General features: G+C 36.4%; 22 protein-coding genes. 10 read left to right on the top strand and 12 right to left on the bottom strand.

Features of this window, described 5'->3' with window-relative positions:
* Positions 1 to 67 precede the first annotated feature (67 nt).
* Complete coding sequence (locus ACSZOX_RS00710; protein WP_437917785.1) at positions 68 to 682, bottom strand: deoxynucleoside kinase; 615 nt, start codon at positions 680 to 682, stop codon at positions 68 to 70.
* Between the two features lie 60 nt (positions 683 to 742).
* Positions 743 to 1,744 (bottom strand): tryptophan--tRNA ligase, encoded by a 1,002-nt coding sequence (gene trpS / locus ACSZOX_RS00705; RefSeq protein ID WP_437917783.1) that lies wholly within the window; start codon positions 1,742 to 1,744, stop codon positions 743 to 745.
* Positions 1,745 to 1,812: 68 nt separating this feature from the next.
* Here trpS and ACSZOX_RS00700 point away from each other — a divergent pair, with 68 nt between their 5' ends.
* Positions 1,813 to 2,499 carry a hypothetical protein gene (locus ACSZOX_RS00700; RefSeq protein WP_437917782.1) on the top strand — a complete coding sequence of 229 codons (687 nt, stop codon included), beginning with the start codon at positions 1,813 to 1,815 and terminating at the stop codon, positions 2,497 to 2,499.
* 8 nt (positions 2,500 to 2,507) lie between these two features.
* On the opposite strand, the gene mazG is transcribed toward ACSZOX_RS00700, so the two are convergent.
* Positions 2,508 to 3,311 carry a nucleoside triphosphate pyrophosphohydrolase gene (gene mazG, locus ACSZOX_RS00695; RefSeq protein WP_437917781.1) on the bottom strand — a complete coding sequence of 268 codons (804 nt, stop codon included), beginning with the start codon at positions 3,309 to 3,311 and terminating at the stop codon, positions 2,508 to 2,510.
* A 160-nt stretch (positions 3,312 to 3,471) separates the two neighbouring features.
* Here mazG and ACSZOX_RS00690 point away from each other — a divergent pair, with 160 nt between their 5' ends.
* Both ACSZOX_RS00690 and ACSZOX_RS00685 read left to right on the top strand, forming a co-directional pair.
* Positions 3,472 to 3,783 carry a hypothetical protein gene (locus ACSZOX_RS00690; RefSeq protein WP_437917780.1) on the top strand — a complete coding sequence of 104 codons (312 nt, stop codon included), beginning with the start codon at positions 3,472 to 3,474 and terminating at the stop codon, positions 3,781 to 3,783.
* Complete coding sequence (locus ACSZOX_RS00685) at positions 3,776 to 4,318, top strand: DUF1543 domain-containing protein (RefSeq protein WP_437917779.1); 543 nt, start codon at positions 3,776 to 3,778, stop codon at positions 4,316 to 4,318. Before ACSZOX_RS00690 ends, ACSZOX_RS00685 begins: the two co-directional genes overlap by 8 nt.
* A gap of 203 nt (positions 4,319 to 4,521) precedes the next feature.
* Here the strand turns inward: ACSZOX_RS00685 and ACSZOX_RS00680 are convergent, their stop codons facing one another.
* On the bottom strand, positions 4,522 to 6,687 hold the full coding sequence (locus tag ACSZOX_RS00680; protein WP_437917778.1) for a S46 family peptidase: 2,166 nt from the start codon (positions 6,685 to 6,687) through the stop codon (positions 4,522 to 4,524).
* A gap of 131 nt (positions 6,688 to 6,818) precedes the next feature.
* Here ACSZOX_RS00680 and ACSZOX_RS00675 point away from each other — a divergent pair, with 131 nt between their 5' ends.
* Together ACSZOX_RS00675 and ACSZOX_RS00670 are read left to right on the top strand one after the other, a co-directional pair.
* Entirely contained in the window at positions 6,819 to 7,760 is a 942-nt protein-coding gene (locus tag ACSZOX_RS00675; RefSeq protein ID WP_437917776.1) for a LysR substrate-binding domain-containing protein, read from the top strand.
* Between the two features lie 12 nt (positions 7,761 to 7,772).
* On the top strand, positions 7,773 to 9,563 hold the full coding sequence (locus ACSZOX_RS00670) for a chloride channel protein (RefSeq protein ID WP_437917774.1): 1,791 nt from the start codon (positions 7,773 to 7,775) through the stop codon (positions 9,561 to 9,563).
* Between the two features lie 22 nt (positions 9,564 to 9,585).
* Here ACSZOX_RS00670 and ACSZOX_RS00665 read toward each other — a convergent pair whose 3' ends face one another.
* The gene (locus ACSZOX_RS00665; RefSeq protein WP_437917773.1) at positions 9,586 to 10,176 is read right to left on the bottom strand and encodes a riboflavin synthase; all 591 of its coding nucleotides are present in this window, start codon (positions 10,174 to 10,176) and stop codon (positions 9,586 to 9,588) included.
* A 388-nt stretch (positions 10,177 to 10,564) separates the two neighbouring features.
* Between ACSZOX_RS00665 and rlmH the strand changes: the two genes are divergently transcribed.
* Positions 10,565 to 11,038, top strand: coding sequence for a 23S rRNA (pseudouridine(1915)-N(3))-methyltransferase RlmH (gene rlmH / locus ACSZOX_RS00660; RefSeq protein ID WP_437917772.1), 474 nt, complete (start codon positions 10,565 to 10,567; stop codon positions 11,036 to 11,038).
* Positions 11,039 to 11,290: 252 nt separating this feature from the next.
* On the opposite strand, the gene ACSZOX_RS00655 is transcribed toward rlmH, so the two are convergent.
* Both ACSZOX_RS00655 and ACSZOX_RS00650 read right to left on the bottom strand, forming a co-directional pair.
* Positions 11,291 to 11,746, bottom strand: coding sequence for an NUDIX domain-containing protein (locus ACSZOX_RS00655; RefSeq protein WP_437917771.1), 456 nt, complete (start codon positions 11,744 to 11,746; stop codon positions 11,291 to 11,293).
* A gap of 71 nt (positions 11,747 to 11,817) precedes the next feature.
* The gene (locus ACSZOX_RS00650) at positions 11,818 to 12,552 is read right to left on the bottom strand and encodes a hypothetical protein (RefSeq protein ID WP_437917770.1); all 735 of its coding nucleotides are present in this window, start codon (positions 12,550 to 12,552) and stop codon (positions 11,818 to 11,820) included.
* Between the two features lie 216 nt (positions 12,553 to 12,768).
* On the opposite strand from ACSZOX_RS00650, the gene ACSZOX_RS00645 reads away from it, so the two are divergent.
* A complete protein-coding gene (locus tag ACSZOX_RS00645; RefSeq protein ID WP_437917769.1) occupies positions 12,769 to 15,186 on the top strand; it encodes an alpha-ketoacid dehydrogenase subunit alpha/beta in 2,418 nt (805 codons plus the stop codon).
* A 15-nt stretch (positions 15,187 to 15,201) separates the two neighbouring features.
* On the opposite strand, the gene ACSZOX_RS00640 is transcribed toward ACSZOX_RS00645, so the two are convergent.
* The 5 genes from ACSZOX_RS00640 to ACSZOX_RS00620 all read right to left on the bottom strand — a co-directional run bounded on the left by ACSZOX_RS00640 (position 15,202) and on the right by ACSZOX_RS00620 (position 20,423).
* The gene (locus ACSZOX_RS00640) at positions 15,202 to 16,056 is read right to left on the bottom strand and encodes an ROK family protein (protein ID WP_437917768.1); all 855 of its coding nucleotides are present in this window, start codon (positions 16,054 to 16,056) and stop codon (positions 15,202 to 15,204) included.
* A complete protein-coding gene (gene aroC, locus ACSZOX_RS00635) occupies positions 16,046 to 17,140 on the bottom strand; it encodes a chorismate synthase (protein ID WP_437917766.1) in 1,095 nt (364 codons plus the stop codon). The genes ACSZOX_RS00640 and aroC overlap by 11 nt, the downstream gene beginning before the upstream one ends.
* A 70-nt stretch (positions 17,141 to 17,210) precedes the next feature.
* On the bottom strand, positions 17,211 to 18,461 hold the full coding sequence (aroA, locus tag ACSZOX_RS00630; RefSeq protein WP_437918292.1) for a 3-phosphoshikimate 1-carboxyvinyltransferase: 1,251 nt from the start codon (positions 18,459 to 18,461) through the stop codon (positions 17,211 to 17,213).
* On the bottom strand, positions 18,458 to 19,564 hold the full coding sequence (locus ACSZOX_RS00625) for a chorismate mutase (RefSeq protein ID WP_437917765.1): 1,107 nt from the start codon (positions 19,562 to 19,564) through the stop codon (positions 18,458 to 18,460). The genes aroA and ACSZOX_RS00625 overlap by 4 nt, the downstream gene beginning before the upstream one ends.
* 34 nt (positions 19,565 to 19,598) lie before the next feature.
* Positions 19,599 to 20,423 (bottom strand): prephenate dehydratase, encoded by an 825-nt coding sequence (locus ACSZOX_RS00620; RefSeq protein WP_437917763.1) that lies wholly within the window; start codon positions 20,421 to 20,423, stop codon positions 19,599 to 19,601.
* Between the two features lie 573 nt (positions 20,424 to 20,996).
* Between ACSZOX_RS00620 and ACSZOX_RS00615 the strand changes: the two genes are divergently transcribed.
* Genes ACSZOX_RS00615 through ACSZOX_RS00605 form a run of 3 tightly spaced genes read left to right on the top strand, consistent with a single transcriptional unit; the run spans position 20,997 to position 23,319 of the window.
* Positions 20,997 to 21,854: an EamA family transporter gene (locus ACSZOX_RS00615; RefSeq protein WP_437917762.1), complete on the top strand. Its 858-nt coding sequence runs from the start codon at positions 20,997 to 20,999 to the stop codon at positions 21,852 to 21,854.
* Complete coding sequence (locus tag ACSZOX_RS00610; RefSeq protein WP_437917761.1) at positions 21,851 to 22,468, top strand: YigZ family protein; 618 nt, start codon at positions 21,851 to 21,853, stop codon at positions 22,466 to 22,468. Before ACSZOX_RS00615 ends, ACSZOX_RS00610 begins: the two co-directional genes overlap by 4 nt.
* The gene (locus ACSZOX_RS00605) at positions 22,465 to 23,319 is read left to right on the top strand and encodes a nucleoside phosphorylase (RefSeq protein WP_437917760.1); all 855 of its coding nucleotides are present in this window, start codon (positions 22,465 to 22,467) and stop codon (positions 23,317 to 23,319) included. The genes ACSZOX_RS00610 and ACSZOX_RS00605 overlap by 4 nt, the downstream gene beginning before the upstream one ends.
* Positions 23,320 to 23,329 lie beyond the last annotated feature (10 nt).

Below are 23,329 nucleotides of genomic sequence, written 5' to 3'. Positions count from 1 at the left end.
TTGAAGTAATGAACATGATGTTTGGTTTTCCTTGTCTTGAAGCCAAACATCATGTTAAATAAAGGTGTTAAAAAAGCCCGAACATTTCTGCTTCAATTTTTTCTATAATTTTTCCCAGATCTTCAGGATTGTTGGTGAAATCAAGATTGTCTTTATCCAAAACCAAGAGTTTACCTTCCTTGTAATTACCAATCCATTTTTCGTACTTTTCATTCAACTTAGAAAGGTAATCTAGACGAATGGCAGATTCATAATCACGACCTCTTTTTTGAATGTTATTAACCAATGTTGGTACGGAAGCCCTTAGATAGATTAATAAATCAGGGGGCTTTATATAATGAACAATGCTTTGGAAAATATTACTGTAATTCTCAAAATCTCTAGCGCTCATTAAGCCCATATCGTATAAATTCTCTGCAAAAATATAGGCATCTTCATAGATCGTACGATCTTGTATCATGTTTATACCACGGCTTTGAAGATCGACAATATGACGAAATCTACTATTGAGAAAGAAGATTTGTAAATTAAAAGACCAACGTTTCATATCGCTATAGAAATCTTCCAAATATGGATTATTTTCTACGGCTTCAAACTGAGGTTCAAAATTCAGATGACGCGACAGTAGCTCTGTCAACGTCGTTTTCCCTGCTCCTATATTTCCAACGATGGCTAAATGCATGTTCCTTGTTAAGTTAAAAAAATAAAAACTAAATTATATTAATATTAAGTTGAGTTCTATTTAATATAATTTTCTAATTCCAATGATCTCGCGAACTTCTCTTATTGTCTTGTGTGCACTTGCAGCAGCTTTTTCTGCACCCAACTTAACAACTTTTTTTAGGTATTCGTCGTCATTGGATAATGCCTGGATTTGTGATCGTACAGGTTCTGTAGCTATAATCATATCTTCCGCCAGTTGTTTTTTTAAATCACCGTAACGAATAGAACAATTATTATACAAGTTTTCGAAGTGTTCCAAAGTATCATCTGTAGAGACAATTTTCATCAAATCAAATAGATTTTGAATAACTTCGGGTTTTTTCTGATTCATTTCAGTAGGCCCCGAGTCAGAGACTGCTCGCATCACTTTTTTACGAATAACTTCGGGTGTATCGCTTAAGTATATACAACTCGCATCTCCATTGGATTTTCCCATTTTCCCGTTACCGTCCAATCCTGGTATTTTGACAAGTTTATCGCTGTATGAAAAAGCAAAAGCTTCTTTGAAATAGTCTACGTCGTATAGTCTATTAAAACGATTACCGAAAGTTCTTGTCATTTCCAGATGCTGCTCCTGATCTTTACCTACAGGTACTTTAGTTCCATGGTGGATAAGGATATCACAGGCCATAAGTACAGGATAAGTAAGTAATCCCGCATTAACATTATCTGGATTAGCTCTTACTTTATCTTTGAATGCTGTTGCTCGTTCTAATTCACCGAGATAAGCATTCATATTCATATATAAATATAGCTCAGCGACTTCTGGTACGTCTGACTGCACATATATTGTTGATTTTTCTGGATCAATACCTGCCGCTAAATATTCCACAACCACATCTCTAACAGTACGACTTAAGTCGCCTGGGGTAGGGTGTGTCGTCAACGAATGTAAATCAGCAATAAAAAAGAAGCAGTTGTATTCTTCTTGCATTTTTACAAAGTTGCTTAATGCACCATAATAGTTGCCTAAATGTAATTTTCCGGTGCTTCTAATACCGCTCACAACAGTTTCTTTCATGTCGCGAATTTACGCATTAATTGCTAATTTAAGGCAAGCTCCTTATATTAGTTTTCTAATTTAGCATCATGAAATCAACGTTTTTTATCTTGTTTTTAATGTGGAATATTAGCTTGGTGGCACAAATAAAAACTTTTGTTTTTCAAGATGGGCTTTGCTTTTATAAGGGATATTATAACAGTGAAAAATATAGCGAAAGGCAGTTGTTGGATACATATGTCTTATTTAATGAAGGGCATTACGTGGACGATGGAGGAACTAAAGAAGAGTTTATTGCGAGGTACGATTCCGCGATTTATCGGATAAAAAACCTAGATGTGGTACAATCTTCCTATTTCAGAAAATTAAAACAGGACGTCGTTACTTATTTGGAGAGAACCTATGAATTTAAGAAGATAGAGAAAAGTGCAAAGGATACTCCCGAAGATTTAATGAAAGCTATTCCGAAGAATGGCGATGCGTTTGAATATGCTCAAGCTTTAAATAAAGGCGGAGAACATCTATTAGCGGCTTATATGAAGCTCGTAAAAGAACAGATGAAAAAAAATGCTTATCCCGAGATCCTATGGAATAACTATCTAAGTAATATGGAAAAATCTAATCGATTGGATCTTGCTTTTGACTACGTTTTGGTATATGGTTGGTGGAATGCCGTTAATCGTTTGATTGAACACATTAACTATGATGGTACACAGTTTGACCAATTTACTAAACTCTTTGTAAACGTAGAAACGTTAGATTGCGACGAGCCCTGAATATTCGTCTAAAGATATTTAGCTTCATTCCAGTACACATCCATTTCATTCAAAGATAACTCGCTGATTTGTTGTCCATTTTCTTTGGCTCTGTTTTCGATATGTGTGAAGCGTTTGATAAACTTTTTGTTGGTTCGCTCTAGCGCATTTTCAGGATTTAGGCCCAAATGACGTGCATAGTTAATTAATGAAAATATTAGGTCTCCAAATTCATCCTCTGCCCGATCAAGGTTGATTTCAGAACCATCTTCCAAGTTAAATTCATTTTTGAATTCCGATAGTTCTTCCTCTACTTTTTTCCATACTTCACTTTTGTCTTCCCAGTCAAATCCGACACCACGTACTTTGTCTTGAATCCGATAAGCTTTTACTAAGGCGGGAAGTCCTTTTGGAACTCCGGATAGCACAGACTTATTTCCTTCTTTCAATTTTATGCTTTCCCAGTTACTTTTCACTTCGTCTTCGTTTGTTGCCAATGTTTCACCATATACGTGGGGATGGCGAACGATCAGCTTATCGCAGACTGCATTGAGAACATCTACTATGGTGAATTTTTCTTGTTCAGTCGCAATCTTTGCATAGAACAAAAGATGCATCATGACATCACCTAGTTCTTTTTTTATTTCTGTAAGGTCCTTTTCCAGGATGGCATCCGTTAGCTCATACATTTCTTCAATCGTCAGATGCCTTAAAGACTCCATCGTCTGTTTTTTATCCCAAGGACATGCAATGCGTAAAGTGTCCAAAATAGTAATTAATCGTTCGAATGCTTTGCCTGCTGTATTTTGAGTTTGTGGTGCCGTATAAGCCATAGTCTATCGAAGTTTATGCTGTCCAGATTTTAGTCAAACTTAGCCAATTTTGGCTGTATGTCCAATAAATAAAGTAAACTGTCAATCTAATTCATCTAAGTCTTAAATTATAAAACCGAATCATTCTTCTCGTTGTTATTTACTTAAAAAGTTTTAAAATATGGGAACTACACATAATTACGAAACTACTGATGTCGCGCTAGCTAAATTGCATCTTTTGGGGTATGTCATTGACTTTAATGTAGAGTTTGATGAAATAGCTAATGATGCAGACCATTATCAGATAGATCATTTGTATCGGTATGAAGGCGACTCTAATCCAGATGACGAGTCTACAGTTTATGGTATTTCAAATTTGAAAAATGGGAAGAAAGGTGTATTTGTTGCAGGCAATTTATCTATTATAGAGGGAAAGAAAAGAGATATTATCCTTAACTTAGAAATAAAGTACAGGAAGAGTAATAATGGATAAAAAGTTATTTATGGTTTTGCTAGGCTGTAAACCAGAAGGAAGGTTTACGGAACAGCATGATATTTTTTTTGGAATAGGAGAGTCCTTATCTAGTTTAAAATCTGATATGGAACAGTTTTGGAAGGAAGCACAAGGTAAACTGCATGTCGATGTTTGGCGTCACGTGTCTACTGTAGATGGTTTTTCGATTGAGGTTGTGGACAAACAACAGGAAAACGAGCAATTGGAAAAACTTTTTTTTGTAAATTTAGGAGGCTATCGACATCAGGATTTCGAAGAGTATCATTATAAACAACTTATTGTCGCGAACACTATAGAAGAAGCGAGTAAGAAAGCAAAAGAAACCACATTTTTCAAGAATCACATTTCTCCTCATATTGATGATAAGTATGGTTTAGATGTTGATGACATTTATCAGGTAACAGAAGCTCTGCCAGCCTCGATGTACCAAAGATACAACCTTCGCTTATCTCCAGCAAGTCGACTTTTTGACGATAAATTGCATGTCGGTTATTTGAAATTTTCTGATTTGTAGAAGATTTAATCAACCGGTAAGATTTTCATTTACATAGCGGCCCTATTCTAATTCCAATTAGATAGGGCCGCTATGTAAAGATTGTTTTAAGAGTTCCTCTATCTTGTAGACGAGTCTCTAGGTCAATGAGAAATCTCCGTTGGATTGTAAAAAATAGTTCCATGTGAATAAGTGAGTTTTACCCACTGGAGCTGATTATTTTTCTAAATGCCTATTTCTTTTAGGATAAATTGTGCATTATCTATTTTATCTGCAATCCAAAGTACATAACGAATATCCACGCCAATAGATCGGCTATAGTTTTCATTCCAAGCAAAGTCATTAATTGTTGCATCGTAAGATCTATCGAAATTGACGCCTATTAGTTCGCCATTTGCATTCATAATTGGCGATCCTGAGTTTCCTCCTGTGGTATCCAAGTTGTACAAGATGTTTACAGGCACATCATTTAAATCTTTTTTTGCATAAGCACCAAAATTTTTTGCAAGCCATGCATTTTTTATAGACTCAGGATATTCAAACTCAGGTAAGCCTGAATTTCCCTTTTCTACCAGACCTTTTAAAGTCGTAAATGGCTTCATGTAAGTAGCGTCGACAGGACTATAGCCCTTGATATTCCCGAATGTAAGACGTAGAGTAGAATTTGCATCAGGTATAAAATTTTTAGCTTGGTATTTCTCTTTTACAGCGACATAGTCTCCCATTAATTTATTTAAAATGCCCTCCCGACGTTTTTGCTCTTCGTTGAAAACGAGCATTTCTGTATTTATCTCTTTTTGAAGAGATAAAAGTTCATCTGTATAGTTTTTTAGAGATTGTACATCTTTTAAAATGCTGCTAAACAAAGTTTCTTTATTTGTAAGCTTTGATTTGTCGAATATACTGTTGATGTATTGTTTAGTGTCGTCCTTCGAAAGAAAATTTTGTTTCGTCAAAAATGCTAGTTTATTAGATCCACCGAATTCATAGGCGTCTTCTAACATTTTTTGTGCAATGGCTTTATCAACAGTGAGGTTGTAGCTCGCATAAATGCCATCTAAATGTTTTTTCACCTCCTCAATGTTTAATTTAAAGAATTCTTCTTGCGCTTTTACTCCATTTTGTTTTAACACCGCAATTTTGAAACTGTTTATAGCGCTAGCAACTCGTAATAAAGATGTGCTGCTGTATATGTTGTTAAACCAAAGTTCCTTTTTTGCAACCTCAAATACTGCTTTGTAATGTTGATCAATATCATTCATTAATGTGCCATATTTGGTGTTTAATTCTGTTTTACTTCGGATAAATTGTTCTAATTCACGATCTTCTTTATATTTTTCCGTAACCAGATCTATATTGTGTAGCCCTTTTAATTTACCGCGATAGTTCTTCAGCACATTTGCGTTACGTTTTATACGTGTGGCAAGTGCCAGTTCAGTAGCTAGATCATCTTTCCCAGCTGTTAACATTTGCTGATTTTGGAAATCATATAAATCTGCTGTGTAAGGTAATAAAAACTGTTGTTGGTATGCTATATACTGTGCTGGCCGGTGTCTAAATGTCCGCCCAGGATATCCGAGAATGAAAATAAAATCATTTTCGTTAACTCCAGCGGGATTAATTTTAAGATGCTTCTTCGGTTTATAGGGGACATTTTCTTTACTATATTTTGCGGATGAACCGTCTGGAGCAACGTAAGCACGTAGGAAAGAGAAGTCACCAGTATGCCTTGGCCATACCCAATTGTCTGTCTCGCCACCGAATTCTCCGATATCTTGTCTTGGTACGTATACCAAACGTACATCTTCAATGGTTTTATATCGGAAGAGAACATAGCTTTTGCCAATAAACATCTCGGAGACTTCAGCCTTTATACTGGGATCCGAAGACTCGGCTCTTTGGGCAATTTCCGACCTCTTTCTATTTATTGTGTTGATCCGCTCTATGGGATCATTCACTGCCGCGGCTGCATTTAAAACTTCGCTGGAAACATCTTCATAGGAATCCGTAATACGGATCGTCAATCCTTTCGCCTCAATTTCTTGGTTTAATGCATTTGCTACGAAACCGTTCTTTAAGTAGTTAAATTCTGTCGTACTGGCCAGTTGTACCGCGCTAAACGCGCAATGATGGTTGGTTATAATCAAGCCAGAAGGAGATACGAAGGAACCTGTACAACCACTTACCTGTACTAAGGCATCCACCAAACCGACTTCGCCCGGATTATAAATATCTTTTTCAGAAATCTTTAATCCAGCTTTTTTCAGTCCAGCTCTGTTTAGTTCACTGAGAGGAAACATTCCTTCGTCGGGAATGGATGCGGAGAAATTAAAGGTAATTATTCCCAATAAGAATATATATACAAGATGATTTCTTAAATTTTTTTTCATTATAATGTTTCAATTTAGCGTCTACCAAAGTTAATAAACATTTTCTTTCTCATTTAATGTTCTATACTATAGTAAGGAAAAACTTATAAACGTATAAAAATAGGTATCTTTGTATAGTTAAAATTTATAGCATGACGCTTGTTCAATTAGAATACATTATATCTGTAGATACCTATCGAAGTTTTGTCACAGCGGCAGAGCATTGTTTTGTGACTCAACCAACCTTAAGCATGCAAATTCAGAAACTAGAAGAGTCGTTGGGAGCCAAAATTTTTGATAGAAGTCGGCAACCTGTGGTGCCCACGGAAGTAGGAGAGAAAATTATCAAACAGGCTCGTGTTATTTTAAATGAAAGTAAAAAGATCGACGAGCTATTGCAGGAAGAAAGAGGGGAATTGTCAGGAGAGCTGAAGGTTGGCGTTATACCTACAGTAGCACCTTATTTATTGCCGGATGTGTTGACGGTCTTTCTGAAAAAGTATCCCAAATTGCAGTTGCAAATTTGGGAATATACTACTGAACGCATTCTTCAAGAGTTAAAGGTCGGTCGCCTGGATTGTGGTATATTATCTACTCCGTTGCAGGAGAATGGAATAAGTGAAGCTCCGTTATACTATGAAACTTTTGTTGCTTACGTTTCCGAAAATAGTTCACTTTATCAAAAGCGAATGGTTACGACAGATGAAATTGCAGCTGAAAAGCTATGGTTACTAAACGAAGGACATTGTATGCGTGGACAAGTTCTTAACCTTTGTCATTACAAACATAATCAAAGTTCTGAGGGAACCTTTGAATATTACACGGGAAGTGTTGAGACGTTAAAAAGAATGGTCGATATAAATGGGGGCGTAACGATTTTACCTGAATTAAGTATTCTAGGTTATCATGAAGATCAATTGGGCAATGTACGTTATTTTAAGGCTCCTGAACCTGTTCGAGAAATAAGCGTAGTGACCACCCATAATTTTGTGAAGAAGCAGGCTGTCAGGGTCTTGAAGGAAGAGATATTAAACGTTGTTCCAGAAAGATTTCGATCGAGAAAGAAAAAAGAAGTATTAGGCTTTGAACTCTAGTATGCATACAAGATGAAGTATCCTATCTGGCAAAAATTAGAAACGATAAACCATTGGCGAATGCGGAAAATATCCAATAGAAATTTTCTGATTATACTCGCTTTTTTGGTTGGAATTATAGGGGGCATCGCAGCGGCTTTGCTAAAGGGGCTAACACATTTTATAGCGTCTACATTACAAAATGATATTTATTGGCAAGTCAAATATTCGTTTTACCTCGTTCTTCCCTTACTTGGGATTTTATTCAGTGTAATTTATGTCCGGAAATTTTTGAAAGGTAAAAAATTAGATCATGGCATTACGCCTATCATCTATGCGATATCCAGAAAATCAAGTAAAATAGAACCACATAACATCTATTCCCAAATCATTACCAGCGCTATCACAGTCGGATTTGGTGGATCCTGCGGACTAGAGGCACCTATTGCACATAGCGGAGCTGCTATAGGATCTAATATAGGGCGTTTTTTTGGATTGCATTATAAGGAGATTACGATGCTACTTGCTTGTGGCGCAGCGGCGGGAATTGCAGGAGCTTTCGATAGTCCAATTGCGGGGATGATTTTCGCCATTGAGATTTTGTTGCCAGAGTTTTCTATTCCTGCTTTTATTCCTCTTCTGATCTCGGCAGCTTTAGCGGCAATTATTTCTAGAATACTCTATAGTGAACCTCTTTTTCATACCGTAGCAACTGAATGGGTGGTGGGAGCACTTTTTTTCTATGTTATGCTAGCTGTTGTTGTAGGACTTTATACAGTCTATTTTGCCAAATTGAGTAATACCGTAAAAAAATGGTTCTCTTCCATTAAAAATCCATATAATAAAGTATGGACAAGTGGCATTTTTTTAGGACTGTTGATTTTTGTGTTTCCGGCATTATACGGGGAGGGATACATTACAATTCAGCAGATATTAGATGGACAATTTGATGCGATTGTCAAAAATAGTCTGTTTTCAGATTATAAACATTTGGGGGTTGTCGTTATTTGTTATACCGTATTAACCTTATTCGCAAAATCATTTGCATCTCTTTTTACGTTGAACGGTGGTGGAAACGGGGGAGTGTTTGGACCTAGTTTGGTAATGGGAGGGCTTATTGGATTTGCATTTGCATATGGTATGAATCAAACAGGTTTTGTAATGTTAAATGTGCCGAATTTTGTGATGGCTGGAATGGCAGGAGCTTTGGCAGGGATTATGCACGCGCCGCTTACGGGATTATTCCTGATTGCAGAAATCACAGGAGGGTATACATTAATGGTTCCTTTGATGTTAGTTACCTCGATTTCTTATCTAATCAATAGATCGCTGCTAAAACATTCCATCTATACTAAAGTTTTAGCAGATTCCGGTGATCTGCTATCCTATGAAGACAAGGATAAGACGGTTCTTAGTATGATGAAATTGCGTTATGTTCTGGAAACAAATTTTGTGATTTTAAGACCTTCAGAGACTCCGTTGGATCGAAAATCGGATATCATTCATTCGAAAAGAAATATTTTTCCAGTAGTTTCTGAAGAAGGTGTTTTTCTCGGAATTATTTACAGCGAAAGACTATTTTCTCTCTTATTAGGAGAAGAGGAGGGGGCTGCCAAAACATTTGATAAACTGGTTCAGAAACCTAATGATGTTATCCGCGAAAATGAAAATATGGAAGTGGTAATGTCAAAAATGAATAGAGATGATGTTTGGATATTGCCAGTTATTGATGATGAACAATGCTATTTAGGATTTATTTCTAAGTCGAGCGTGTTTAACAAATATAGAGCTCTTTTAGTACGACAAGGACATTACCTTGAATAGTTGTTTCAAAATACTGCTATGCTTATTTTTGCATAGACAGTATTTTTGAAACATATTTACCTATTATATCAAATTCCAAATTTACAGTTTTTCCAATTTCGAGTTGTTGTAGATTGGTGTGCTCTAGTGTATATGGAATAATAGCCACCGAAAATCTATTATTTAGAGAATTCACTACCGTAAGGCTAATGCCATTTACTGTTATGGAGCCCTTTTCCACAGTTATATTTTGGTGGAGAGGATCATATTCAAATGTGAACAGCCAGCTCCCATTTTGATTTTCTTTCTCGACGCATACTGCTGTTTGATCTACATGCCCTTGTACGATATGCCCATCAAATCGCCCGTTAGCAGCCGTGCAACGCTCCAAATTTACTAAGTCACCTATCTTTAGAAGACCCAACGTAGATTTTGAAAGTGTTTCTTGAATAGCAGTAACCTTATGAATTGTTTTATCTACTTCAACTACTGTAAGACAGACTCCGTTATGAGCGACACTTTGGTCAATTTTCAAATCATTTGAAATAGAAGACTCTACATAAATGTCAAGGTTACTTTTGTCTTTTTCAATTTTTGTTATTGTACCTAAGGTTTCAATAATACCTGTAAACATCGTGTTCTTTTTTTACAAAGGTACGGAACTAGCGCGATAAAAGAATTGAAAAAAAAATTTGGATAGTGTCAAAAATACACTACCTTTGTTGTATCATAATTTAGGTTTATAATTGGTTAGTAAAGGTTTTCATTCTCCCCGTTTGAAAACCTTTTTTTTGTGTCTGATTGTCAGTGGTTTAAGTTGTAAATCAAAAAATAAATTACTATTAAATAAAAAACAGTTGTGAGTTATAATATTTATGTTATACCTTTGTAATAGGTTTAGGTTGATTACCTCTCAAAAGAGGTTATATTTTAAAGCCTGGAAAATCGCCCGATTATTCCAGGCTTTTTCTTTTTTGACCTTATTTTAAGAAGACGAAAGTATAATATATAAAATAAAGAATATGAAAATTAGCTTGTTATGTATTGGGAAGACAGACGAAAGTTTTATTAGAGAAGGAATAGAAAACTATATGAAGAGGCTAAAGCATTATATTAACTTTGAGCTTGTAGTCATTCCTGATCTAAAAAATGCAAAAAACCTAACGCAAGATTTGCAAAAAATCAAAGAAGGAGAATTGCTTCTTAAGCAGGTAAACAATGTCGATTTCGTTGTTTTGTTGGATGAGCGTGGTAAAGACTATCGTTCTGTAGACTTTTCCAAATTTTTAGAACAAAAAATGATAGGATCTGTGTCTCATATCATATTTATTATTGGAGGTCCTTACGGTTTTTCAGACGAGTTGTATGAACGTGCAAATCAAAAACTATCTTTGTCAAAGATGACATTTTCACATCAAATGGTTAGATTATTTTTTATCGAGCAGATTTACAGAGCTTTTACGATTATACGTAATGAACCTTATCACCATGAGTGATTTTTTTTATGTAAATTGGAGATTTAAATCATCCTATTCAAAAAAGGAGGCGTTATGGATATCAATAAGTTTAAGAGAGAATATAAGTTTAAAAGTGAACAGTCGTACAACGACTCACGACGGAATAAATTTTTAATCGTAGCTTGTATAGTTGTTATGATTTTGTTGTATTACTTAACACAGAATATATAACTGTAATGTAATTGAACATTTTTTTGATCAGTCAAAACTTATTCGTTACGAAATCGTAAGCTAGGTTTTGACTGTTTTGCTTAAAAAGGTCCTCCAAGCTAATTTATCAGTTTTAAATGTTAGATCTATTTCTTTGAGTTTTTTTAACGGAACGAATCGAAATACCTCAACTTTATCCTGTTGTTTCTCTTTAGAGAAATCAAATGGACTTTTCTTTATTTCAAACTTAAGGGGTTCCAATGCTTTAACCTGGTAGTATATTGAAATAATCTGACTTTCGTTAAAACTTGATTTTTCGTAGAAATCTGTTGTATAAATATGTTGAATGATTTCAATAGGCAGGTCGCACTCTTCTATAAATTCTCGTTTGAGTGCGTCAATGAGTCCTTCCCCGTATTCCAGTCCCCCTCCGGGGAATTTTGTAAAAGATACATTCTGTGTTTTTTCATCACTGATCAAAACTTCGTCATTTTCATTGATTAAGATTCCGTAAACACGAACATTAAATAGATACATGAATTCCTTTTTATTTCCTAAAATTTAATAAAAATCGGGGGTTTACTGTATTTTGTTCTAGAGAAGAAAAACTAAAGTATTTGAAATCCATTATTAATACTCATTTCGTCGACTCCAAAGAAAGAATAATGTTTGGGTAAAAACCACTGTAGCGTATTCATGATATTATTGAAGTCTTTTTCAGAAGCAAACTGTGCAGGAGTGATGTTAAATACGAGGTCCTGGGAAACATTCTCTTCACTCTGATAATTTCTAGCGATAAGCATTATTTTAGGGAGTTTAACACCAGAATATTGCAGAAATTCACGGATATGCGCTTTGAGATAATAAGGAAATATGTTCTCGCTGGGTTGACCTACTAGAATTTCTTCATCTTTCCCAATGCCCAAATAACTTTTAGTAGGTGAAAACAACGTTTGCTTGGAATAGAATTCTCCGCTTAATTTTAGATTTACTAAATCCCCGTAGGAGAATACCCAATCTAATTGTTCATTTTGTGGATTAATTATGATTCCGAAACCTTGCTGTAGAAGAACATCTAATTGATTTTCGATTACATAAGCTTGAAAACTCTCTCCGGTTGATACTGTTTGTAAATTGATGTAAGGAAAACCATCGTCACTCATGACAACCTGAGGCTCACCAATTTTAAGATTTGCCCCACAGATATTCAATAGAAAATCATTGCGCCAATTTTCATCTCGTTCAGCAAACGGAATACTCATCAAATGGTTGATTGTAATAGTTTTTTCTAAGTCACCTAAAAAACTTGTTTGCGCCATATTATTTCTTTCAACGTTGCTCATCTCTTCATTCCCTAAAAAAGTGTCTAAAAGTAGCGATTATTGATGTAAACTAAAATTTCTTTTGGTTTTTTAGGGATGAGATCATAATCCTAAGAGGTACAACGGTCTAAGTTGAAGTAATCTCGATACCAACAGTTTTTTCGAATTAGCATTGTCTGGTTTGGATTGGGAATCAAAGGTATATTTTAGTACTTTTGCTAAAACCATCGATTAAATATGTCGGATATCACCATGAACATACATCATGATTTGGAAACGTCGAAGATCAGCTTTGATGACTTTCGTGAAATCATTTTGAACGATTATAGATTAGCACTAGAGAGTAGGTTTGTTAGTCTGTTGGGGCGAAAAGAGGTACTGACAGGAAAAGCAAAGTTTGGAATTTTTGGTGACGGTAAAGAAATTGCACAAATTGCGTTGGCCAAGGTTTTTAAGCCGGGTGACTGGCGTTCAGGTTATTACCGTGATCAAACTTTTGCATTTGCGGCAGAGATATCTAATATTTATCATTTCTTTTCCCAATTGTATGCTAATCCGGATTTAGAGGCAGATATATCTTCTGGGGGTCGACAAATGAATTGCCATTTTTCAACCCAATTATTGGACAGTGAAGGAAATTGGCTTGATCAAACTGCGCAAAGAAATTCAGTATCCGATATCTCTACCACTGGTGGACAGATGTCGCGTGTTATGGGATTAGGATTGGCTTCAAAACTCTATCGCGAAAACTCAGAGCTAGCGTATCTTAAATATTTTTCTAAACAAGGAAACGAGGTGGTTTTCTGTACTGTTGGGAATGCGTCTACATCGGAAGGTGTATTTTGGGAGACTGTAAATGCAGCTGCCGTTAAACAAATACCTGTTGTGATTTCTATTTGGGATGATGGTTATGGTATTTCTGTGCCTAATGAGGTCCAGACAGCAAAGGCTGATATTTCAGAAGCTTTGCGTGGTTTTCAACGAGAAGCAGATAGCAACGGTATAGAAATCTTCAAGGTAAGAGGATGGGACTATCCAGCGCTTTGTGAAGTTTACGAGCAAGCAGCTCAATTTGCTCGAGATAACCATATACCGTGTGTGGTTCATGTAACGGAAATAACTCAACCTCAGGGGCATTCTACTTCTGGCTCTCATGAACGGTATAAATCCAAAGATAGATTGACTTGGGAAAGCGAGTTTGATTGTAACCTCAAAATGAAGGAATGGATTTTACAATCTGGAATAGCCAAGGAGGAAGAGCTTGATCAGTTAGAGAAAGATGCTAAAGAGTTTGTTCGGTCAGAACAACGCCGTGCTTGGGCAGATTATCATAAAACTATTCAGATTGATCTAGATGAGGCCATCAGGCTTTTGAAAGCTGTTAATAATCCTTTAGTGGAAATTCCACTAGGCACTTTGCGTTCTCTCGCAGAGCCGTCTTTGAAAGAGGTTTACAGTAATGTACGTAGAGCAATTAGAGACTTAAGGGGAATTCAATCTGCTGAAAAACAGGCTTTACTAACTTGGTATGAAAAGCAAAAGGATATTAATTACAGACGATATAACGATAAATTATTTACGGAAACTGTAGAGTCTCCTTTGCAAATAGAAAATATAGCGGCAGTATATGATGATAATGCACATCTTGTAGATGGTCGTGAGGTCCTGAATGCTTGTTTTGAAGCTAACTTTAGAAGAGACGAACGTATTGTGGCCTTTGGTGAGGATGTGGGGAAAATTGGAGATGTAAATCAAGGATTTGCGGGTTTGCAAGAGAAATTTGGAGAACTACGTATTTTTGATACAGGTATACGTGAATCTGCAATCATTGGAAAAGGGATGGGGCTTGCTCTAAGAGGATTGAGACCTATCGCTGAGATTCAATACCTTGATTATCTTATATATGCTATGCCAGTCCTTAGTGACGATTTGGCGAGCTTAAGTTATCGTACAAAGGGAACCCAAAAGTCGCCTGTGATTATTCGAACCCGCGGACATCGCTTAGAAGGTATTTGGCATTCTGGATCACCAATGAGTGTTTTGCTGGGAGGACTTCGCGGTTTACATATTTGCGTTCCACGTAATATGACCCAAGCAGCTGGAATGTATAATACGTTGCTTCGTGCGGATGAACCTGCACTGATGGTGGAATGTTTAAATGGTTATCGTTTGAAAGAACGAATGCCGGCAAATGTGGGAGATTTTACCGTTCCAATAGGTGTAGCTGAACTTATCCGGGAGGGGAAAGATTTAACTGTAGTGTCCTATGGTGCTACACTTAGAGTTGTACAAGAAGCAGCTATAGAATTGGAAAAGTTGGGTATCTCCCTTGAAATTATAGATGCACAGTGTTTACAACCTTTCGACAGAACTAAAATTTGCTCAAAATCACTCGCTAAAACTAGTAGACTATTGGTGGTAGACGAAGATATGCCTGGTGGGGCCAGTGCTTACATTTTGCAAGAGATTATGGAAAATCAAAAAGGATATTACCTCCTAGATGGTCAACCTCGAACTTTGCATGCAAAGCCTCATAGACCTCCTTATGGATCGGACGGTGATTACTTTACAAAGCCCTCCGTAGACGATGTTATCGAGCTGGCTTATGAGATGATGAACGAATATAATGAAAATGAATACCCTAAACTTTTTTAAGTTTAGGGTATTCATTTATATTTTGAACAAAGAAGCGGCTCCTATGATAGCAGCCTTTTCTGCATATTTTCCGGTAAAAATCTCAAATTCCGATAACTTTGCAGAATTGTACGTCTTTATCGTATCCCAAGCATTCGTAATATTTCCCCCTAAAATGAATGTTTTACTCTGATGTTTTTCCGCAAAATAACTTAAGAAATCATAGAGGGAATTGGTGTATTCCTGCAAGAGCTCATCAAATGCATTACTTCCAATATGTTTGTTAAGAATATCCCTAAATCCTTCTTCTTGTATTCCAGTTAGTTCGTGAAAACGCTTAGTTAGCCATCTAGTGACTAGAAATTCTTCAAAAATACTATTCTTGTATGGTGTGCACCATAGATCCGCATCGAAAGCTTTATCTCCCTTCTCCCATACCGCCGAACCTAAGCCTGTTCCTAGAGTTATTCCTAGTACTTTAGGCCTGTTTTCTAAGTGTCCTGCAAATATCTCGCCTTGTAAAAAAGCTGCAGCATCATTTATAAAACGTATGTCCTTCTCATTAATTAAATTTTTCTGTATTCCATTAGAAACATTTAATTGGTAAAGAGAATCGTACTTGTCTTGGTTTTTCATTAAAGAAATGCCATTTTCATAATCAAAAGGCCCGGGCATAGCTATACCTAATTTTGTAACCTGTGCTTCACAAAGGTCGACAGCGCGGCTAATGGAAGAGCACCAAGATGAGAAAATCGATTTAGCATCTGAGTGCGAATTAACATGGCTTCTAGAGATTGTGTTCTCTAGAATTTGCCATGTATTAATATTAACAACTGCAGATGTGATATGGGTTCCACCAATATCCGATGCTACTACAAAATTATTCTCCATCTGCATATGCTTTATAATTTAAATATTGATCTGCTATTACGAGTGCGGCCATAGCTTCAACTATAATAACTGCTCTAGAAACAACACAAGGATCATGGCGTCCCTTTCCTGAAATAGTGGTCGGATCTCCAGTCTCATTTAGCGTATCTTGGTCGCGCATAATTGTAGCGACTGGCTTGAATGCTGTTCGAAAAGTAATATCCATTCCATTAGCTATCCCGCCTTGTATTCCTCCTGAAAAGTTGGTTCTTGTACGAACTTGATTGCCTTCTTTTACGAAAATGTCATTGTGTTCCGAACCTCGCATCTCTGACCCATCAAATCCAGAGCCATATTCAAAACCGTGAACAGCATTTATGCTAAGCATAGCCTTTCCTAATTCTGCATGTAACTTGTCGAAAACAGGTTCACCTAGTCCTACAGGAACATGACGAATAACTGTAGACACCTTTCCGCCTATAGTATCACCGTCTTTACGGACTTGATCGATTAAGTTAATCATTTCATTTGCCGTAGCTGGATCAGCACATCGAACGATGTTACTTTCTCGGGTCTCCAGTAGATGTGGAAGATCTGACAGGTCGAGATTAGGAGCTTCTATTTTACCAACAGCAGAGACATGGGCAAAAATTTCAATACCCTTTGTCTGCAGAAAAAGTTTAGCAATGGCCCCTGCGGCAACTCTCGCTGCTGTTTCTCGTGCAGAAGATCGCCCACCTCCTCTATAATCTCTTATGCCATATTTTTGTTGGTAAGTATAGTCGGCATGTGATGGACGGAATTTATCCGCGATATGGGAATAGTCTTTTGAGCGTTGGTCTTCATTCGGGATGAGTATTGAAATAGGCGTTCCTGTCGATTTTCCTTCGAACACTCCAGAAAGAATTTGAGCGGTATCACTTTCTTTTCTTTGGGTTGTTATTTTTGATTGTCCAGGACGACGCTTATCCAACTCTGATTGTATGAATTCTTCATCAATATCAATATTTGGTGGACAACCGTCTATAATGACGCCGATTGCCTTCCCATGGGATTCCCCAAAAGTCGTTATTTTAAAAAGGTTGCCAAATGAGTTTCCAGCCATAATTCTATAATATTTGGTAAATATACCAAATCAGCAATAACAAGAAACTATTATTGCCGATTTAGTGAAATTATTTGCTGATTTGAAAGCCTTGTGTCTGCAAATGCTCCCAAAAAGCAGGATAGGATTTTTCTACAACTTCAGGCTCATTGATGACAACACTGTCGAATACCATAGCCAGCGGTGCAAATGCCATAGCCATACGGTGATCTTCGTAGGTATCAAAAGAAATTTCATTTGGAACTTGAACATTTGCAGTTTTTATATGGTAGGTTTCTCCATCTGCAATAATTGTAGCACCAAATTTTTCAATTTCGTTTTTCAATGCTGCTAGCCGATCTGTTTCTTTTATTTTTAAAGTCTCTACTCCAGTGATAGAGATATCGCGTCGGATAGCTGCAGCTAATGCAACAACCGTCTGCGCCAGATCGGGACATTCTTTGAAATCAAATAATTGTTTGTCGGTTCCCTCGTTAACTTTTGTTAGACACAGCCCTTCGTCTTGAAAGTAGCTTGCTACACCAAAATGAGCCATGATATCTATAATTGCAATATCGCCTTGTAAGCTATGTGACTTAAGGCCAGGTAAAATTATAGATCCCTGATTAGATAATGCAACTATTGCATACCAATAAGATGCCGCGCTCCAATCCGGCTCAACATAGATGGAGCTTTCTTTGAACTCTTGAGATTTGATGGAAATGGTATTTCCGATCCATTCATGTTGAATTCCAGCTTCTGAAAGCATGTTAAGTGTCATGCTAACATAAGGTCTAGAGGTTAATTCCCCCTCGATTTCTAAGTTGAGGCCTTTCTCCAGTGATGCTGCAATCAGCAGGAGTGAAGAAATATATTGACTGCTAACATTTCCCGCAATCGAGACGGTGTTGCTAAGTTGCTTCATCCCACCTTTTATTTCCAGTGGAGGATACCCCGTCTCTTTCTGATATTGAATATCTGCTCCCAAAGAACCTAAAGCATCAACGAGAATTCCTATGGGACGTTGTTGCATACGTTGAGTTCCCGTCAAGGTGAAGTTTCCGTCGATCAAGCTTAAATAGGATGTTAGAAAACGCATCGCTGTTCCAGCAGGACCAATATTAATAATTGTAGACTCTTGAGGTGTCGCCTTACTGGTATTTAATGCCTGAGTCATGATCATCGTGTCAGCCGCTTCTGATACATTATGAACGTTTACAATACCTTTACTTAACGCTTGTATAATAAGAGCACGGTTGCTCTCTGATTTGGAACCAGTGAGTTGAACCGTGCCATTTATTTTTTTGCTGGGATGGATGAGTTTAATACTTGAACTCATTATACCTCCGTAGCTGATTTTGTGTTCATGATTTCATTTTGCTTACGAATAGACTCATTGTGGAGCAACTCTAAATATTTAGCTGCAAACTCTTCACTCAACGATAAAGCCTTAGCAAGTTGCAATCGCTTTTGAACGATTTCATCCCATCTATTTACTTGTAGAATAGTGACGTTATTATCTCTTTTGTATTCACCGATTTTCTCTGCAATTTTCATGCGATCACCTATTTGTTTTAAAATAGTATCGTCTAATTTATCGATTTGAGTACGCAGTTCAGAAAGTTTATCTTCAAATGCAGGATTGTCTGATTCTGGATGACGTACGGCAAGATTATCTATCAATTCTGCTAATGCAGCTGGTGTAACTTGTTGTTTCGCATCAGTCCATGCTACAGATGGATCAATATGTGACTCAATAATTAGACCTTGTAAATCCATGTCCATTGCTTTCTGTGCGATGTAGGGAATTAATTCTCTGTTACCACAGATGTGACTAGGATCATTAATGATTGGGAGTTCAGGACATGCTGACTTTAATTGGATTGCCAAATCCCACATAGGTTCATTACGAAAAGCTGTTTTTTCGAAGGATGAGAATCCTCTGTGGATTGCGCCCAATTTTTTGATGCCAGCACGATTTAGACGTTCTAGAGCTCCGATCCAAAGAGAAAGATCTGGATTAACAGGGTTCTTGATGAGTACAGGGACGTCAACACCGACTAAAGCATCAGCAATCTCTTGTACGGTAAATGGATTTGCTGTAGAGCGAGCACCAATCCATAGTATATCTACTCCTGCAGCTAATGCTTCTTCCACATGTTTCGCCGTAGCTACTTCAGTGGCTGTTAATAATCCTGTTTCTTCTTTTGCACGTTTTAACCATTCTAAACCGATGCTTCCAATACCTTCAAATTCACCTGGACGAGTGCGAGGTTTCCAAATACCAGCACGCAGAACATTAACTTTGCCTGTATTAGCTAATAAATGTGCTGTAGATACGAGTTGTTCTTCTGTTTCAGCACTACAAGGGCCTGCAATAATTAAAGGTTTGTCGCCTGTATCTATCCAAGATTTTAAAGGAACGATGTCTAATGTATGTTTCATTTTGTATTATATTTTCTGTTTTAATGATTGTTGGTTATACTTTTTCGTTTTTAATATATTCTCCCATGATGTTGAAATTCACTGTATGTTTGAGAACCTTTCGGATAGCAGCGTCGTAATCACTCTGTTTTTTCCATTCTACATCAACATAAAAGTCATATTCATTTCTTTTACCAACCACTGGCATCGACTGAATTTTACTGAGATTCACATTTTGTTCTGCGAAACATTGGAGAACATTCGCTAGGGCTCCCACAGCATTTCCTGTTTGAAAAGACAAAGAAGCTTTGTTCGCATTTTTTTGTTCTACAACCTCGTTTGAGAGGATAAGAAAGCGGGTGGCATTTTTTTTGTTTGTCTCAATCCGTTTCTCTAAAATTTCTAAGTTGTATAATTTCGCAGCCATAGTACTTGCTATCGCTGCAGTATTGGTCAACTTATGGTCTGCGATCGCTTTTGCACACGCAGCTGTATCCATGCCTTCTTTAATGGTCCAGTCAGGGTAGTCGCTTAAGAATTCATCACATTGTCGAATTGCAATTGGATGAGACTCTACAATTTTAATATCAGATAATTTTACACCAGGAAGTACCAACAAGTTTTGCTGTATATTAAGATGTACTTCGCCAATAATGTGGAAGCGATAGTCTCTTAATAAATTGTAATTTGGTAAGATGCTTCCTGCAATAGAGTTTTCGATTGCCATAACCACGTAATCTGCCTTGCCTTGCTTTAGCATTTCACAGGTTTTTTTGAAAGACTCGCATTCGATGGTTTCAATATTCTCTCCAAAATATTTATAAGCAGCCTCCTCATGAAAAGAGGCTTTCACTCCTTGTATAGCAATCTTTGTTTTCATCTATCTTTTAATCCAAAAAAAAGTCCCGATGTTCTCGGGACTTCTAGTTTATTTTGTACAACCATATAAATCCCAGCTCTTATCTTTTAAAATAAAAGTATCCAAAATAAAAATATGTGTTGCGTTTAATCATTTCCTTCGTTATTATGATCCAAATATATGCGTTATATTTTAATATCCAAAATTATAATTGTAAATATTTTTTTTACACCTATTTTTTTGCTTTAAAAATCTTATTTTTTGTGTGAAAAAATATGCTAAAAAATCATTGTTTTTTAAACTGTTTATTTCTTGTTTTTAGCTTTTTTTTTATTTAAAGAAGGTTTTTGAGTCTCTGATGCTTTTTATTTTTGTGGTTTTTTTTATGTGTTTTTTATTGATTTTTTGTTATTAATTTTGATGTTTATTTTTAGTTTTTTTGTTATAAAATAAGAAGGTTTTATGCAGGTTATTTTTTATAAATCAATATAACGAAGAATTGAATGAGCATACTATAATAGTATAAACTAGTAGAAATTGAATAACTTTTTGTAGACTTGAAACGCTAAGTGAAATTATTTGCAAAAAAACGGTATGTGGTACGTATTTATTAGTGTTTTATGTAGTGTTACGGTGTCTATTATTATTAAGTTAGCTAAAAAGCGAGGTATCGATCATTTGCATTTAATTGTTTGGAATTATCCTGTTGCAGCTATATTGACTTATGTAAGCTTCCAGCCCGAAGGAGGAAGTTCTTCATACGTCTACTTGCCATGGATGTATTATGTGATTTTAGGGATATTACTACCTGCTATATTTTTATGTATTGCATATGCGATACAATATAATGGCATTGTAAAAACGGAAGTTGCACAACGTTTATCTCTTTTTATACCATTATTGGCAGCTTTCTTTCTCTTTAATGAAAAAATCGAAAATGCGAAGTTAATTGGTATAATTGTGGGAATCGTTGCTGTTATCTTTTCCATTGGATGGAGTAAAACAAATGCAGCCGAAAGTCGAGGAGGGGGATGGTATGCGGTTTGTGTGTTCTTTGGTATGGGTATAATCGATATACTGTTTAAAAAAGTAGCCCTATATCGTGAGGTTCCTTACACATACTCAATGCTCATTATTTTTATATTGGCAATGTCTTTTGCCTTTTTATTTTTGGCATTTAAAGTATTGTTTAAAAAAGAGCGAATCAATTTTGGATCGCTATTTTGGGGAATCCTATTAGGATTATTTAACTTTGGAAACATTTTATTTTATATGAAGGCCCATCGTTCTTTATCAGAAAGTCCATCGATCGTTTTTACGGGTATGAACATTGGTGTTATTTTAATAGGTACCCTTGTAGGTGTTGGACTGTTCTCCGAAAGACTTACCTTATTTAATAAAATTGGCCTAGGATTAGCTGTTATTGCTGTTTTAATTATCGCATATCTGTGAGTTTATTTGAAGACACTTATTTTACCATTGAAAAACCAACTGAAGGAATTTTTAGAGATAAAGGAAGCAAATTTATTGCATATGCTTTTTCTTTTAGAGACGAAAGTTCATTGAAAAATATTATAGCTGATTTAAAAAATCAACATCCAAAAGCACGCCATCATTGTTGGGCATATCGATTAACGACGGATAGAGGGGTGTATCGTATTAACGATGATGGGGAACCGTCAGGGACCGCTGGTCGTCCCATTTTGAATGTGTTGTTATCGAAAGATCTTACGAATATATTAGTCGTGGTTGTACGATATTTTGGAGGTACGTTATTAGGAGTTCCAGGGCTCATAAATGCTTACAAAAATGCGACGCTAGAAGCGCTGAGTGTTGCGGATATCGTAGAAAAGACTGTTAATGATCTGTATGAAATCAATTTTGATTACTTGCAGATGAATGATGTGATGCGTTTGGTTAAAGAAGAAAATTTGACTATTTTAAATCAGAATTTCGATAACAAATGTTCTATGGAACTGGAAATTAGAAAATTGCAGGTTAATCAAGTCATTCGTAAATTAGAAAATATGGATGGTGTTAGCTACATGTATTTAAATACGTTATGATCCCAGACTCAGAATTAATCTTAAATGCAGACGGAAGTATTTATCATCTAAATTTGCTGCCAGATGATCTGGGGGCTACAGTTATTTTTGTAGGCGATCCAGATCGGGTAGAAGAAGTGTCTAAATATTTCGATCGTATAGATATTAAAAAAGGCAAAAGGGAATTTATTACACATACCGGTTGGCTGCGCAACAAACGCATTTCTGTTATCTCTACTGGAATCGGTACAGACAATATAGATATCGTGTTTAATGAAGTAGATGCCTTAGTAAATATCGATTTTAAAAGTAGGACGTTAAAGTCTGAATTGACGAGTCTGGATATTATACGTATAGGTACATCGGGGTCTATACAAGGTGACATCAAAATGGGAACTATATTGGCCAGTGAATATGCTATAGGTTTCGATACCTTGATGCAATATTATGTTAAAAACTATAGCAAGGAAGAAGAGAGAATACAGGCTGCTGTCACCGCTTATTTTGATACATTGTCTTTTACACCTTACGTCAGCAGTGCAAGTAAAAAATTGCTAGAACAGATTGCCAAAGATTTGCCTAAGGGAATCACAATGACAGCTCCTGGATTTTACGGTCCTCAGGGACGCTCTGTAAGAGCTGTCAATGTATATCCTGATTTGATACAACGAGCCAATCGGTTTCAGAGTGACGATCATCATATCACAAATCTCGAAATGGAGACAGCTGGAATTTATGCATTAGCAAATACGTTGGGGCACCACGCACTTTCTATTAATGCAATACTAGCAAGTCGGGTAGATGATGCTTTTGCTGAGGATCCAAGAAAGATTATCGATGAGACTATTCAATATGTTCTCAAGCGTCTGTAGATAATGCTAG

The organism is Sphingobacterium sp. LRF_L2 (assembly GCF_965644235.1).
GTDB lineage: Bacteria > Bacteroidota > Bacteroidia > Sphingobacteriales > Sphingobacteriaceae > Sphingobacterium.
The sequence above is the reverse complement of the archived record's forward strand: the minus strand, read 5'-3'. Positions and strand labels throughout refer to the sequence as shown.